Genomic DNA, 15,585 nt, shown 5'->3' with positions numbered 1-15,585 from the left:
AGTTGTTCTATGGCCTGTTGCTCAAACTCTTTAAAATTAAATCCCGACTTAGATTCTTGCTGTTCCATAATTTACTGTGTTTAAAGATATTAAATAATATCCTTGACACAGTTTATTGAACAGACTCTTTTACGAATTCACCAACAACTGTTCTCGACTTTGCCAACCTTTATGCAAAATGAAATCGAGCATTTACCAGGTTCCATGCTCCTTTTAATGAATGTTGTGATGTTTTTGTTGATTATTGCAACCAAATTGCTGAATTCACTCACATAATTCAGGTTTCAGTATTGCTTTTGTCAAATGATCAATGGCTTTTCGCAAAATAGGTACCCATTTGAACCGAAGTTGATCAACTATTTTGGAATTGCCTTGGACTTTTCTCTATTGAGCAGCAACTATTTTCATATTACGCGGAACTTTTTACAAAGTAAGTGATTTATGTAAGAAAGTACACCGTGCATTTGCATGAATAGCTGCTCAATTGAGCAAATGGCATCCGAAGTAGCGAAAACCAAAGCTCAATTCTATCAATAAGTTGCGCGACTCAGCAAAAATGCGGTTCAATTATTAAAATCAACTGCTAAAAACGCCAATTGGAGAATCAAAAACGGCAAAAAAACCATCAAAATGTTACAATATGAAATGCAAATTGAAAAGTGATGAGTCACAAAGCAAAAGAGTAGGTGGATAATAAGAAAAAGAAAAGTATTGGTCCCTAAGGTTATCGAAAGCAATTGCAGCACTTTGAAGTAAATTTAATCGGGCTACCAGCCGGCAACGGTTATCGAAATCCTCATTATGGGAGTCGGTGTCGCCGCAGAAGCACCTTGCGGATTAAAAAGGTTACAGACGGCATAAGGCGTGATAAGATAAGGGCTGCTCACAATTTGCAGCTGCGCCTTTTTGTTTGAAACCCAATCCTTTTTCAACTGTATTATTGACCTTTTTATCAATGGCTGGTATAAAAAGCGATCACAAATGTTTGCACATGTTATTTTTTTAGCTGAAATTAGGCTCGCGATATAAAACCAGAACTTGCCATTTTGATTGATCAGCATCATATCAGATCGCTCCAGGAGCGCATTGCTTTGTATGAGGATATGCAGGCCTATCATGCTTTGTACGATCTTTTTTTTCACAACCTCCATCGATTTTGCTACTCTTTTGTAAAGTCTGCTGAAGCCGCTGAAGAGATTGTCTCTGACGTCTTTATTAAAATATGGCAGATCAGGAACAAACTCCCGGAAATAGAAAATCTGAAAGTATACCTGTACCAGATCGCCAAGAATTTCTGCCTTAATTATATTACCCGCCATTTCAAGAACCCTGTTGCCAGTCTGGATGAAATGGATATCGAAGCGGTGATCAGCCTCGATAATCCTGAAGAACTGTGCATTTCCGCCGACATCATCAATACCATTCAGCAAACCATAAAACAGTTACCGCCCCAGTGCCGCCTCATCTTTCAAATGGTAAAGGAAGATGGCATGCGCTACAAGGAAGTAGCTGATATCCTGCACATTTCGGTGCTTACCGTACGCAACCAGGTGGCGATCGCCACCCGCAAAATAGCTGAATCATTACCTGCCTCCATCCGCGAATCCTCCATCGTGCATCGTCAATCGTGAATCGTGAATCGTCAATCCGCGAGTCGTCAATCGTGAATCGTGAATCGTCAATCCGCGAATCGTGAGTGGTAAGTCGAACCCTGAACCTGTAACCCGGTAACTGGTGACCAGTAACTGCCCTGTAACTTGTAACATGGAACCTGTGACCGTGTAATCTGTAACTGGTAACCGGTAACCGGCAACCGGCAACTGCCCTGTAACCTGTAACCTGGAACCTGTAACTGGCGACCGGTACCCGGCAACCGGTACCCGGCAACCGGTAACCGGCAACTGGTAACCGGCAACCGGTAGCCAGCAAACTTTTTTTCAACTCCTTTGGTACATTCCTATCCATTCCCTTGTCTTAGCAGGTACAGCCATCCTTTATGAACGAAGAAAGAGTCTGGTATTTGTTAAGTGTACAGCTTTCAGGCGAAGCCACCCCGGAAGAACTGGAGGAACTAAACGCCCTGTTGAAGCAGCATCCCGAACTGGGTTTGCGTGCCGAGATCATGCGTAACCTCTGGAGCAGAAAGCGGGAGTCGCCGGCTGTTGCAGGCAGTCATTTTGATAAACACCTGCAACGGCTTAGCAATCACCTGGCAGTACCTGCCCTGCAGTTTGATAACGAAACGACCAATGAAACGGCAGCCATTGCATCAGAACCGCGCCGCAACCCCTTACGCTGGCTTTGGGCCGCCACCGCTGCTGCAGCCTGCCTGCTCATCTTTTTCCTGGTGTACACACCGGCCACGAAAAGACAAGCGAAAGCCGTTGCCAGTAACACCATCAGCACCCGTCCCGGCTCCAAATCAAAAGTAGAATTACCCGATGGCACCCAGGTTTGGCTGAATGCCGACAGTAAACTAACCTATGGTCAACAGTTTTTAGGCAATACGCGGGAAGTGACCCTTACCGGTGAAGCCTATTTTGATGTAGCACATGCAACATCCCCCGAAACCGGTCAGCGAATCCCGTTCATCATTCATACCAATTCGATCGATATAAAAGTATTGGGCACGGCATTTAATGTTCGCTCTTATCCGGGTGAAAAAACAACGGAAACGGCGCTGATCCGAGGTTCCGTAGAAATTACCATGCGGAACAGTCCGGATAAAAAGATCGTACTGAAGCCCGATGAAAAGCTCATCATTAAGAATGATGATGCTACGGTTATCAGTACCGCCAATGGCGACAGTGCCGCCAGATCCGCAGACAATGAACCGGTGATGACATTGAGCAGGATCCGTCCTTATAAACAGGATACTACCAGCCACTTCGAGACGATGTGGGTGAAAAATAAACTGGCATTTGAAAATGAAGCATTCGACCGCATGCTGCCTGAATTGGAGCGATGGTATAATGTAACTATAGAATTGAAGAACGAATCGCTGCGCGACCTGCATTTTACCGGTGTTTTTGAGAACAAATCGCTGGCCGATGTAATGGAAGCCCTGAGCCTTTCGCGCGGATTTCATTATGAGATCAAAGGCACAGAGGTGCGTATCTGGTAAGGAGCGCTGTTGTAAAGACCTTATTGCTTGTTGACCTTTCAACGTATCAACTTAAAACGCTGTATCAACGATTGTGTAACCAAAACGATTTGCAATGAACAAAGCAACCTGACTTCGTAAAAACAAAACGGAGAATGTTGGCGCATTCCCCGTTGATGTTAAATTCTGAAAACCTTCTTGCTTAGAGAAATTCCCATCCTTTAACGATTCAAAACTAAGTTATGAAAAAAAATGGATGTAGGGCATTCTCATGCCCTGCCCCTATTATCAAATGCTTGCTGCTGATGAAATTGACTGTTCTGCTTATTTGTTTTTTTTCGCTTCAGTCTGTAGCGCATGTAGGGTTTGCCCAGGAGAAAGTGACCCTGAAACTGGCAAACGCTTCATTGAGAACTGCATTTAAAATAATCGAGCGGCAAACGTATTTCCGGTTTGTATATAATGAAGAAATTCTGCCGGCTGAGCAAAAGATCAATATCAATGTACAAAGCCAGCCGGTGGGTAATGTAGTAAAGCAACTGCTGAATAACACACCCCTCACTTTTAAGATCGTGGGCAACGACCTTATTGTAATTTCTACTGAACAAAAGGATGCTGGCGAAGCCCGTACACGGCTGGCTTTTGAAGTTAGCGGTCGGGTTACTGATACCCACAATAAGCCATTGCCCAATGTAACGGTGCAGGAAAAAGGCACCAGCAATGGAACCTCCACCAAAGAGCATGGGAACTATTCGATCAATGTAGCTGGTGAAAATGCGGTGCTGGTGATCAGTTCGGTAGGTTTCCTCGATCAGGAAGTGGCCGTCAACGGCCGCCATTCCATCGATGTAGTGATGCAGGAAAATGTGGCCGACCTGAATCAGGTAGTGGTTATAGGATATGGTACGCAAAAGAAATCAGATGTTACCGGTTCGGTGGTATCTGTACCCAAAGCACGTTTGAGTGAACTGCCTGTGACCAACGTATACCAGGCCATGCAGGGTTCGGTTGCTGGTTTGAACATCACACAAAATTCCTCCGTGCCCGGCAGTGGCGCTACCGTAACCGTGCGGGGTATCAATTCTATCAATGCCAACAGAACGCCTTTTATTGTGGTGGACGGTATTCCCTTCAGCACAACAGGCGGAAATATCAACGATATCAATTCAAATGACATCGCTTCTATTGAAGTATTGAAAGATGCATCGGCGGTAGCTATTTATGGTACCCGTGGCGCAAATGGCGTAATTCTGATCACTACCAAGCGCGGCGCTTCCGGCAAGCCGGTGATCCGCTACAATGGCTATACCGGTTTGGAAAACCTGGCCAATGTGATGGAACCGAATAGTCCGGAAGGATATGTACAGAAATATGCCGATTGGTGGAAGCAGGTGAATCCTACGCAAACGCAAACGGCTGTACTGCCCAATGCCTATGAAATTGCCAATTATAATGCCGGCAATACCGTTGACTGGATCAAAGAGGTAACGCAACAAGGCATCATCCAGGATCACAATATCAGTGTATCGGGCGGAACCAAAGACGTGAAATATTATCTGTCGGGCGAATACCTGAAGCAGAAAGGGGTGGTGAAAGGGTATCAATACCGTCGCCTGAGCGTTCGTTCAAACCTCGATGTAAATCTTACTGACTTCTTAACGGTAGGTACCTCCCTGTTCTTTGCCAATAACAATTACGATGGCGGAAGAGCTAATTTTTATCTCGGTGCTATTATGAGCCCATATGGAACATTGCGCAAGGCCAATGGCGATTACGAGATCTTTCCCATGAACCCGGAATTGTTGTACCTGAATCCACTGCTGGGACTGTATACCGACCGCATCAGCCGCGGCAATAACCTGAACGGAACTTTTTATGTTGAGGTTAAACCGGCCATCATTCCCGGCCTGAAATACCGGGCGAATGCCGCCTGGTCGTATCTGCCCCGCGACAGCGCCAATTATGTAGGCCGTAAGGCGAACGACCAGTTGGGAACAGCTCTTGTAATGAACGCACATAACAAGAACTGGCTGTTTGAAAATATTATCACCTATACCAAAGACTGGCAAAAGCATCATATCGATTTTACCGGTTTGTACAGTGCGCAGCGCAATGACTTCTTTGGAAGCAGTACTATGGGCACCGGCTTTGTGAACGATAATTTGTCTTATAAGAACCTGAGCGCAGCGGCTACCCTCAGTGCCGGTTACCTGGGTTACTTCAATGGCGCCAACGTGTATGGTTCCTATGAGAGCCGCAGTACGCTGATCTCACAAATGGGGCGACTGAACTATAATTACGACAGTCGTTACCTGGTAACCGTTACTGCCCGCCGCGACGGCTATTCCGCTTTTGGCGCCAATACCGACAAGTACGGCTTATTCCCCTCATTTGCCCTGGGTTGGAACATCAGCAATGAAAAGTTCATGGCCCCGGTGACCTTTGTAAACAACCTCAAACTGCGGGTATCCTATGGCAAGTCGGGCAACCAGGCCATTGATCCGAATGGAACAGCTTCTACCAACGCTTCTGTTCGTTATCCTTTTAATGGGGTAAGCACGGTGGGCGCTGTGAGCACCAGCACTATGGGTAATAAGAACCTGACCTGGGAAACAACTACGGGTTTCAATACCGGCATTGATTTCTCTTTGTTGAACAACCGTATTTCGGGTACGGTAGAAGTATATAGCACCCGCACCAATGATATTTTGCTGCGGCGTAACCTGCCTGCGGCTACCGGTTATACAACCGTGTGGGATAACCTGGGTAAATTGGCCAATAACGGATTTGAAGTGACCCTGAACACAGTGAATGTTAAAGCCGGGGAATTTAAATGGGAGACCATGCTGAACTTCTCCCGCAACCGCAATGAGATCATTGACCTGTATGGTGATAAAAAAGACGATCTCGGCAACCGCTGGTTTATTGGTCAGCCCCTGTCGGTAGTATATGATTATGTGCTGGAAGGTGTTTGGCAAACCGGGGAAGATGCTTCCAGTCAGGACCCCGGCGTTAAACCTGGTGATCTGAAATTTGCTGATCAGGATGGCAGTAAAACGATCACTGCCGATGATAGACGCGTGCTGGGCTCTACATTGCCCAAATGGATCGGCGGCCTCACCAATACTTTTCATTACAAGAACTGGCACCTGAATATTTTTATTCAAACCTTCCAGGGCGCTATTAAAAATAACGTGAACCTCACCTGGGCCGATGAAGCTGGCCGCATGAATACACCGGCGGAGATCGGTTACTGGACGGAAGAGAACAAGAGCAATTCACGGCCTTCCTTACGCTACACCAATAGCCGCGGCTATGGCTATGCTTCCGATAACAGCTATACCCGCATCAAGGATGCTACTTTGAGTTATACAACGCCGCAACGCTTATTGAACAAGACCGGCCTCGGCAGCCTTACATTTTATCTAAGTGGTCGTAACCTGTATACATTCACCGATTGGGTGGGCTGGGATCCTGAAAATGACTTCACCTTCCGGGGAAGCGGTGGCTGGGAGAATAACTACCCGCTGGTAAGATCATTCATTTTCGGTGTTAATGTAGGACTTCGTTAATTGATCAACTTAAATCGTATTACATGAAAAAGCATATCATCACCATATTGTGTGTGTATTTGGTTCTGCAGGGATTGTATTCATGCAACAAAAAATTCCTCGACGAAAAATTATATTCCAACTATGCGCCTGAAACGCTGACCGACAGCCTGGGGTTCGAAGCGGCCGCTATCGGATTGTACTACCAGATGGGATTGTTCTTTTCAAAGAGCGATCTACAGGGCTGGCCGAGTGTATGGCAGGCCGGAACCGATATTGCGTTTGTGCCGCCCACCCAGAAGCAGGGTATAGAAGTGCCTTATTACGATTATTCGCAGCTGATCTCAACGGATGCGGCAGCTTCCTTTACCTGGAGTTGGGCCTACCAGATGATCAATAATGCCAATAATATCATTGCCAATGCCGAAAACCCGGCCATCACCAGTTTGTCAGAAGCCGGTAAGAATGCGGTCAATGGCGAAGCGCGTTTTTTCAGGGCCTATGCCTATCATACGCTGGCGACCCTCTTTGGCAGAGTGCCGGTGATCACAGAACCACTGTCGAGACCTAAAACTGATTTTGTCAGGGCCTCACTGGACTCAGTAAACGCTTTGATCGTGGAAGACCTCAGCTTTGCAGCTGCCTGGCTGCCGACGATCGATATGGTAAAATCGAATTCGAAAGGTAAGCTGTATGGCCGGGCCAACAAGGCCATGGCGCAACAGCTACTGGCAGAGGTCTATTTACGCATGGGTAAGAACGATCTGGCCGAAGTCCAATGCCAGGCCATTATCAACAGTAATAAGTTTAGCCTGACGAGGTCGAGGTATGGCATTCGCACCAGCCAGCCCGGCGATCCATTCTCTGATATGTTTGTGTATGGCAATCAGCGCTACGGGCAGGGAAACAAAGAAGCCATCTGGGTGCTGGAACTTGAAAACACCAGTACGGTAGTAGGTGGTTACAGTGGCGCCCCGCAACAGCGGCGTAACTGGGGGGCCGCTTATTACCAGATCACCGATATGACGATCGCAGATTCCCTCGGTGGCAGGGGTATCGGCCGTCTGCGGCTGACCGACTGGGTGGTATATGGTTTATACGGGCCGGGCGATATGCGGAATTCAGAGAATAATATCCGCCACCGCTTTTATTACAATACGCCAGGCAAACCCAACTATGGCCAGCAGGTACCGTATGTTGGCGCCGATACAGTCTTCAAAATAGCACCGCATACCACCAAATGGTACCAGTTCGATCCGAACGATGTATTTGGCTTTGCGATGGTAAAGGACTTTATTTTGATGCGTTTGGGAGAAACCTATTTGCTGCTGGCCGAAGCGCAGTTCAAACAGGGCAAACTGAATGAAGCAGCTGCCTCGCTGAATGAGATCAGGACAAGGGCCAATGCCAGCCCCATAACTGCTGCCCAGGTGAATATGGATTTCATATTGGATGAAAGAGTGCGGGAATTGCTGGCCGAAGAGAACCGGCGTATGACCCTGATGCGCACCGGTACCCTGGTAGAACGCACCAAAAAATACAATACCCAAAATATCAATCCGGTATTGGGTATAGCCAGCAAACACCTGCTCCTGCCCATTCCGCAGGCAGAAAGAGACCTGAATAAAGATGCGGTGCTGGAGCAGAATGACGGGTATTAGCGTGAAGTATATGGTTTATAGTTTATCGTTTATGGTTGGGTTAACCGGTCAACAGAATAACCGGTTAACCCTCCACATTGAAATGCCAAGATCATATACAGTATTACCAAAATAGCTTACTGGTAATGTTCCTGTTTTTGGTATATAATTGATTATTTTGGGCCGAAATAAAAGCTATTCATGAGATCACCTCTTATTCTTCCTGTTCTATTATTCAGCGTAATGACGGTCAGTGTCGCCTGCCAGGCACAGAAAAAAGCAAACACGGTAAAAAGTAAACCGCTGTTGCAAACGATCGCAGCGAATTTTGAAGATGGCGCAAAGCAATATAAAGCGTTAAAAGCCACCCTGCCGCCCGACCGCTTTCCCAAAACATTCTATCCGCAAACCGGTAAGTCAGAGACCAGTGGTTCGGGTTGGTGGTGCAGTGGTTTTTATCCCGGCACACTCTTATACCTGTACGAACAAACCGGAGATACCGTATTGTACAATGAAGCCGAACGGATCCTGGGCGTTTTGCAAAAAGAGCAATACAATAAAACCACCCATGATCTTGGGTTTATGATGTTCTGCAGTTTTGGTAATGCGAACCGCATACAACCAAAAGCGGCGTACAATGAGATCTTACTCAACAGCGCCAAATCGCTTTGCAGCCGGTTTAATGAGAAAACAGGTTGCATAAAATCCTGGGATTCCAAAGACCCGTCGGATTTCCTGGTGATCATTGATAATATGATGAACCTAGAGCTCTTATTTGAAACAACGAAGGCAACCGGGGATTCATCTTATTATAAAATAGCCGTTACCCATGCCAACACAACCCTGCAAAATCATTTCCGTGCGGATAACAGCTCTTATCACGTATTGAATTACGATGTGAACACAGGTGCGGTCAAGCAGAAGAAAACGGCACAGGGTGCTGCGGATGCATCGGCCTGGGCGCGCGGCCAGGCATGGGGTTTATATGGATATACCGTTTGTTACCGCTATACGAAAGATGCGCGTTACCTGCAACAGGCTGAAAAGATCGCCCGGTTTATTTTGTCGCACCCCAATTTACCGGCTGATAAAATCCCGTACTGGGATTTCAATGCACCCGAAATTCCGAATGCCTTACGCGATGCTTCGGCGGCCGCCATCATGGCTGCTGCTTTTATTGAGTTAAACCAGTATACAAAGGGTGCCGCTGCCCGTGAGTATCTGCAGGTGGCTGAAACCATCATTAAACACCTATCGGGTCCTGAATATAAAGCGGCTGCCGGAACCAACGGTGGCTTTATCCTGAAACATGGAGTAGGGCATAAGCCAGCCGGAACGGAAGTTGATGTGCCTTTGACCTATGGTGACTATTATTTTATTGAAGCGTGTAAGCGTTATAAAGAATTAAGTAAGTAATTAGTGGCACACTTTTAAAGTGTGCCACTCCTTTTTGCTGCTATCCATTTACTATTTACCAGCAGCTGATCCTTGCATATAGAAAATAAATATCTCAAATCAACCGCCACCAAAGCAATGTTCGCTTTCAATTTGGCATGGTTCTTTCAATAAAAGACCTGCCAGTACGCTTATAGCCCTTCTGATTGATATTTGTTCCCGATAAAGTTTGGGACCGGTTCTTTTGATCTGAGATCTGTTATTCAGGTTTTTTATTCCGATCGTCTCTTCCAATTGCCTTTGTCTATTTGCCCATTGATCTATTTTGTTATAAGCCTTATCCTGCGGCGTCATGGTCTAACGGATGCATATAACGCAGCAGCCGGTGAAACCAGCCATATGTTACCAGCAAGCACACTGTTATCAGTTCCAATACGGCCAATAGGATGCCGCACCAGGTTGCGCCAGTAGCCGTACGGCGAACCGGTCAGTGCAGCCATAATAGACCTTTTATTTGCATTGAGCATTCATCCATGGGGTTGATCGTTCCGCGTATGCGGTTATGCGCTATCGGCAGATGCAGCATTAGCATTTACCAATGGAAAGGCAACGGAGTTCTGATCTGGCAACTCCGATCCAGTTATGTCCTGTTTTAGCAGGCGGTCCTCGTCCGGGGCCGCCTTTTTCTATTTCAAATTATCGGGATTGGGAATAAAGTTCAGGAAAGCATGGAATTGCGAGTCATAACGGCGTTTATCCAGTTTATAATAAAAGGCGCCTTTTTTTGAACCCTCTTTTTCTTTTTCCTTTTGTTTAATGAGCAGTTTGGTAGAAAGGATCTTGCGCGTAAAATTACGTTTGTCCAGCACAGTATCATACACCCCTGTATACAGGTTATACAACTGCGGAAGGGTGAACTTCTCTGGCATCAGCTCAAATAAAATGGGGTGGAAAGCGGCTTTATAACGCAGTTTTTCCTGGGCCATTTTCACCATACGGCTATGGTCGAAAATGAGCTTGGGTATCTTCTTCAGGGAGAACCATTCGGCGTGGAAATCGTCGCTGAGTTGTTTTTCGTATTTGTGAATATCGATCAGAGCGAAATAAGCGATGGAAACAGTGCGTTCTTCGGGATCACGGTTGGGTTCGCCGAAGGCATACAGCTGTTCTATATATACATTTTTAAGACCGGTGAGCTGTTTGAGGATGCGGGAGCCCGCCTGTTCAAAATCTTCATCGGGCTGAACGAACCCGCCCATAAGGCTCCATTTACCTTTTTCGGGTTCAAATCCTCTTTGAATGAGCAGCAGTTTTAGTTCATGTCCATCGAAGCCAAAAATGATACAGTCTACCGCTACAAGCATGCGTTTTTGCTTGGAATAATGTTTCATATGAAAGTAAATCGGTCCATTTATACTACTACAATTGAACAATTATAATAGTGGAAACGGATAGAATTTTGGGTTAAAGTAATAAGAAAAACCGAACAATAGTATAACCGTGTGATGAAGATAGCTATTTTTTTTAAAAAGGGGCCGGGCTGTGTCGCTTGCCGGCGGGCTATTTGCCGGTTTTTGCGCTATGTACCAGTCTGCCGTTCACCGGTAGCTGCGATTTACTAACGAGGATCAGGAAATCAGCCCTTAAATAAAGATCCTGGTGCCGGAAAAGCTTTCCCGGAAGTCTTTCGGTGTACAACTTTTTTTCTTTTTAAAGATCCGGTTGAAGTTGGAAATATTATTAAAGCCGCAATGATAGGCCACTTCTGCGATCGACTGGGTAGTATCTATCAGCATCCGCGATGCATGGCCCAGCCTGATCTCGGTCAAACTGTCGATAAATGTATTGCCGGTGCGTTGTTTGAAAAAGCGGCTGAAGGCGGCATCAGACATATTGGCCAGCCGGGCTACTTCGTTCAGGGTGATGGGTTTGTCGAAGTTCTGGTTCATGTATTCCAGTGTTTTTTCAATGCGCCTGCTATTATACGTGTATTGTTCGGTATTGTTGAAGGAAGCATCCGATAAAATCCGCATATTGCGCGAGATCGATAAGTCGTGTAGTATTGACATTAATTCAAGCACCGAATCGAAGCCCTGCTTTTGGTTCAACTCCATAATGCGGGGCGCCAGCTGTTGGGTGGTTTCTTTCGAGAATAAAATGCCGCGAAGCGATTTCTCGAGCATCGTGCGGATGAAGCTCAACTGGTTGCGGCGCAGAAACCGTTCATCGAACAGGTCTTTGTGGAACTGGATGGTGATCTCGCGGATCTCTTTGCTCTTGCAATGATGGGTGAACCAGGCATGCTGCAGGTTACTGCCTACCAGTACCAGTTCCAGCTCATCGATCTCTTCAATATGATCGCCGATGACACGTTTGGCGTTTTTAGCGTTGAGAATAAAATTGAGCTCGAACTCTTCATGGTAATGAAGGGGAAAATCAAACTCCGATTTGATGCGGGAGAAGAGGGTAAAACAATCACTTTGCGTCAGGGGAGTAATTTCCCGCAATAAAGTGCTTTTCATATGCTGGCAATTGTATCGTTATTCTGATCAAATTTATATAATTACCGGTATAATTAATATCATAATTGTATTTTATACGTGTAAGCTATAAAAGATAGGCTGGTTATCGATTTAGGGCATTTTTACGTGTCTTTGGCACGATTAACCTTTGAAATAATATAAAAATAGGTCAATATAGTATTATATCTCTATCATAATTGAGCCATAAATTTGAACCAAATTGTATTGCTGTATGAGAAAAAAAGTACTCTGCCGGGTACTCATAGGTGTGCTATGGGTACTGGCCCAAACGGCTCCTGCCTTAGCCCAAACCAAAACGATCTCGGGCATCATCTCCGACCAGAATGGGATTCCACTTGAAAAAGCCACGATCAAAGTAAAAGGGGCAAAAACATCCGTTGTTTCAGACGCCAACGGTCAGTTCAGGCTGGCAGTTCCTGACGGAACTACCGCGCTCGAAGTGTCCTACGTAGGTATGAAACCCATGAGCGTTTCCATTGAAGGAAAGCAGTCGGTCATCGTTACCCTGAACGTTACCGATAGCAAGCTCAATGAGGTGGTAGTGATCGGGTACGGTACAGCCCGCCGCAACGATGTGAGCTCTGCCGTTTCTTCTGTAAAAGCCAAAGACCTCAAAGACCTGCCGGTAGCCGGCATCGACCAGGCTTTACAGGGAAAAGTGGCCGGTTTAACCGTTACCAATAACAGTGGCCAGCCAGGCGGCGGCGTATCTGTTAAAGTGCGTGGCGTTACCTCTATCAACAGTAACGACCCATTGATCGTGATCGATGGCGTTCCTTTTTTTAATAATACAAGGTCCACTACCGGCTATGCCGGGTTAGGCGGTTCCGACGGCCAAACGGGTAACAGCGTAATGGCTTCTATCAATCCCGGCGATATTGAGTCGATCGATGTATTGAAAGACGCTTCTGCCCAGGCCATTTATGGTTCCCAGGCGGCGAATGGCGTGATCCTTATCACTACCAAAAAAGGAAAAAGCGGCGAGGGAAAAATAAGCTACGATATGTATTACGGGGAACAGCAGGTGCAAAAGAAACTCGACCTGATGAACCTGCGCGAGTTTGCCGAATACCAGAATGCCGTAGCACCGCTGATCGGCTTACTGCCTGCCGAAGAATTCAAGGATCCTTCTGTGTTAGGTTCCGGCACCGACTGGCAGGACGCCATGTTCCGCCATGGCCAGCTGCAAAATCACCAGTTGAGTTTTTCCGGTGGAAAAGACAAAACTTCTTACTATCTGTCATTGAACTATTTTGATCAGAAAGGGATCCTTATCGGTTCTGATTTTAAACGGTATTCCCTCCGCTTCAGCCTCGATCATCAACTGAAGAACTGGTTGAAGATCGGCTTCAGCACCAATGCCACCAGGTCTATTCAGAACGTTACGCTGGCCGATGCTGCGGAAGGGACCATCTGGTGGGGAGCTGTTCAAAGTCCGCTGATCCCGGTAAAAAATCTCGATGGCACCTGGGGCGGTGGAACCACCGTTGGCGGTTTTCAATATGGCCAGGATAATCCCATTGCCAGGAGTCATTACCGCGGTAATAAAGGCACCAACTGGCAGGTGTTTGGCAGTACCTATGCCGACCTGCTGCTGCGCAAAGACCTTTCTTTTAAAACAGAGTTTGCCTACTCGCTCAACCTGAACAATAACCTGGCATACCAGAATGCCGGCGCTATCGGTCCCAATAAACTGCAAAGCCAGCTGTTCGACAGAAGGGCCAATAGTTACTACTACTCACTGCGCAATTACCTGAATTATAACAAATGGATCAACAAACACAGCATTTCAGCTACGGTAGGCCATGAAGCACAGTATTCCTATTATGAATCAATTAACGGGAAGAAGATAAATCTGGCCAATAATATCCTCGATCTCAATGCGGGCAGCAGCGATAAACCCACCTGGGAACTGGAAGGCGGCAAAAATAACTGGGCCATGGAATCCTGGTTTGCCCGGGGTACCTATACCTATGATGACCGGTTCTCGCTTTCACTAAGTTTCCGCGCAGATGCTTCTTCGAACTTTGGCCCCAACAACAAATGGGGTTATTTCCCCGGTGCATCCGTGGGCTGGACCGTCAGCAACGAGAAGTTCATCGATCCTGTTAAACATGTAATGAACTACCTGAAGCTGCGCGTAGGGTATGGTTCTGTAGGAAATCAGAACCTGCCCAGTGGATCGCCAAATCCGCCATATACGTCAGTCGTTGGCTTCTGGCCCGGTCCTGTTGGTTTTGGCGATGCCAATTACCTGAACGGTATTTCCAACCCTGATCTGAGCTGGGAAGCGGTAGTAACGAAGAATGCCGGGATCGACGCGTCTTTCCTGAAAGGCAGGATCGACCTGAGCGTTGACCTGTATAAAAAAACAACCACGGATATGTTGATGTTCCTGACCGGTCCGCGCCTCATCGGCGTGGGTGATCAGTGGGATGATCTGAAAGCGCCCATTGGCAATGTAGGGCAGATGAGCAATACCGGTGTCGATATCAGTGTGACCACGAACAATATTAAAACGAACGATTTTTCCTGGAAGACCAATGTGATCTTTTCGCATTTCAAGAACCGCCTCGATAAAATGGCTGCATCAACAGCCGGCCTTTCCGGTAAAGTGTATTACGACAATTACACCATCACCTTTACCAAGCCTGGTTATGCGGTCGGTTCATTTTTTGGACTGGTTACTGATGGGCTTTTCCGCACGAAAGATGAGCTCGACAATAGTATGCCTCAGTTTGATTATACGGTTGATCAAACGCATACCTGGCTCGGCGATGTTCGCTTTAAAGATGTGAATGGTGATACCGTTATCGATGCAGATGATATCACCTTTATCGGCAGTCCCCTCCCTAAGTTTACCTTTGGATTCACCAATACTTTTCAGTACAAGGATTTTGATCTGAGTGTATTCATCCAGGGAAGCCATGGCGCTAAGATCTTCAACTTCCTGCGCTGGCAGCTGGAAAAAATGGACAATGCCAATTACAACCAGCTGCGTACCGTCAAAGACCGGTATACAGAAACCAATACAGGCGGCAAATTGCCCAGGTTCAGTAATACGAATACCAACAACATCTATATCTCTGACCGCTATGTAGAAGATGGCTCTTATGTGCGCATTCAGAACATTACGCTGGGCTACCGCTTGCCCCGGCATCTGCTTGACAAAGTGAAAGTGAATAACGCCCGGGTATACGTGAGCATACAGAACCTGAAGACCTTTACTGATTACAGCGGCTACGATCCGGAGATCGGGGCCTTTAACAATAACATTAAACTCATGAATGTTGATATGGGGCATTATCCCAATCCGCGTTCCTTTACGATCGGTGCAAATCTTGAGTTTTAAT

General features: G+C 46.5%; 9 protein-coding genes. 6 read left to right on the top strand and 3 right to left on the bottom strand.

Going from position 1 to position 15,585, the window contains the following annotated elements:
• Positions 1-1,046: 1,046 nt before the first annotated feature.
• From JT717_RS20560 to JT717_RS20540, 5 genes are all read left to right on the top strand, one after another.
• The gene (locus JT717_RS20560; RefSeq protein ID WP_205512917.1) at positions 1,047-1,631 is read left to right on the top strand and encodes an RNA polymerase sigma-70 factor; all 585 of its coding nucleotides are present in this window, start codon (positions 1,047-1,049) and stop codon (positions 1,629-1,631) included.
• Positions 1,632-1,996: 365 nt separating this feature from the next.
• The gene (locus tag JT717_RS20555; RefSeq protein WP_205512916.1) at positions 1,997-3,124 is read left to right on the top strand and encodes a FecR family protein; all 1,128 of its coding nucleotides are present in this window, start codon (positions 1,997-1,999) and stop codon (positions 3,122-3,124) included.
• A gap of 284 nt (positions 3,125-3,408) precedes the next feature.
• The gene (locus JT717_RS20550; RefSeq protein WP_240348303.1) at positions 3,409-6,675 is read left to right on the top strand and encodes a TonB-dependent receptor; all 3,267 of its coding nucleotides are present in this window, start codon (positions 3,409-3,411) and stop codon (positions 6,673-6,675) included.
• Positions 6,676-6,698: 23 nt separating this feature from the next.
• The gene (locus JT717_RS20545; RefSeq protein ID WP_205512914.1) at positions 6,699-8,315 is read left to right on the top strand and encodes a RagB/SusD family nutrient uptake outer membrane protein; all 1,617 of its coding nucleotides are present in this window, start codon (positions 6,699-6,701) and stop codon (positions 8,313-8,315) included.
• A 180-nt stretch (positions 8,316-8,495) separates the two neighbouring features.
• Entirely contained in the window at positions 8,496-9,710 is a 1,215-nt protein-coding gene (locus JT717_RS20540; protein WP_205512913.1) for a glycoside hydrolase family 88 protein, read from the top strand.
• Between the two features lie 329 nt (positions 9,711-10,039).
• Here JT717_RS20540 and JT717_RS20535 read toward each other — a convergent pair whose 3' ends face one another.
• From JT717_RS20535 to JT717_RS20525, 3 genes are all read right to left on the bottom strand, one after another.
• Positions 10,040-10,189, bottom strand: coding sequence for a hypothetical protein (locus tag JT717_RS20535; protein ID WP_205512912.1), 150 nt, complete (start codon positions 10,187-10,189; stop codon positions 10,040-10,042).
• Between the two features lie 186 nt (positions 10,190-10,375).
• Positions 10,376-11,080, bottom strand: coding sequence for an NUDIX hydrolase (locus JT717_RS20530; RefSeq protein ID WP_205512911.1), 705 nt, complete (start codon positions 11,078-11,080; stop codon positions 10,376-10,378).
• A 252-nt stretch (positions 11,081-11,332) separates the two neighbouring features.
• Positions 11,333-12,211 (bottom strand): helix-turn-helix domain-containing protein, encoded by an 879-nt coding sequence (locus JT717_RS20525; protein WP_205512910.1) that lies wholly within the window; start codon positions 12,209-12,211, stop codon positions 11,333-11,335.
• A gap of 232 nt (positions 12,212-12,443) precedes the next feature.
• On the opposite strand from JT717_RS20525, the gene JT717_RS20520 reads away from it, so the two are divergent.
• Positions 12,444-15,584, top strand: a complete 3,141-nt coding sequence (locus JT717_RS20520) for a SusC/RagA family TonB-linked outer membrane protein (RefSeq protein ID WP_205512909.1) — start codon at positions 12,444-12,446, stop codon at positions 15,582-15,584.
• The last annotated feature ends 1 nt before the right edge of the window (position 15,585 follow it).

This window comes from Longitalea arenae (assembly GCF_016924755.1).
GTDB lineage: Bacteria > Bacteroidota > Bacteroidia > Chitinophagales > Chitinophagaceae > Niastella > Niastella arenae.
Note: the sequence above shows the minus strand (reverse complement) of the source record. Positions and strands in the feature narration are given on the sequence as shown.

What these genes read in the sequence shown, in the direction of transcription:
- JT717_RS20555 (WP_205512916.1), top strand. Translation starts at nt 1,997, where the DNA reads ATGAACGAAGAAAGAGTCTGGTATTTGTTAAGTGTACAGCTTTCAGGC.
- JT717_RS20550 (WP_240348303.1), top strand. Translation starts at nt 3,409, where the DNA reads ATGAAATTGACTGTTCTGCTTATTTGTTTTTTTTCGCTTCAGTCTGTA.
- JT717_RS20545 (WP_205512914.1), top strand. Translation starts at nt 6,699, where the DNA reads ATGAAAAAGCATATCATCACCATATTGTGTGTGTATTTGGTTCTGCAG.
- JT717_RS20540 (WP_205512913.1), top strand. Translation starts at nt 8,496, where the DNA reads ATGAGATCACCTCTTATTCTTCCTGTTCTATTATTCAGCGTAATGACG.
- JT717_RS20535 (WP_205512912.1), bottom strand. Translation starts at nt 10,189, where the DNA reads ATGGCTGCACTGACCGGTTCGCCGTACGGCTACTGGCGCAACCTGGTG.
- JT717_RS20530 (WP_205512911.1), bottom strand. Translation starts at nt 11,080, where the DNA reads ATGAAACATTATTCCAAGCAAAAACGCATGCTTGTAGCGGTAGACTGT.
- JT717_RS20525 (WP_205512910.1), bottom strand. Translation starts at nt 12,211, where the DNA reads ATGAAAAGCACTTTATTGCGGGAAATTACTCCCCTGACGCAAAGTGAT.
- JT717_RS20520 (WP_205512909.1), top strand. Translation starts at nt 12,444, where the DNA reads ATGAGAAAAAAAGTACTCTGCCGGGTACTCATAGGTGTGCTATGGGTA.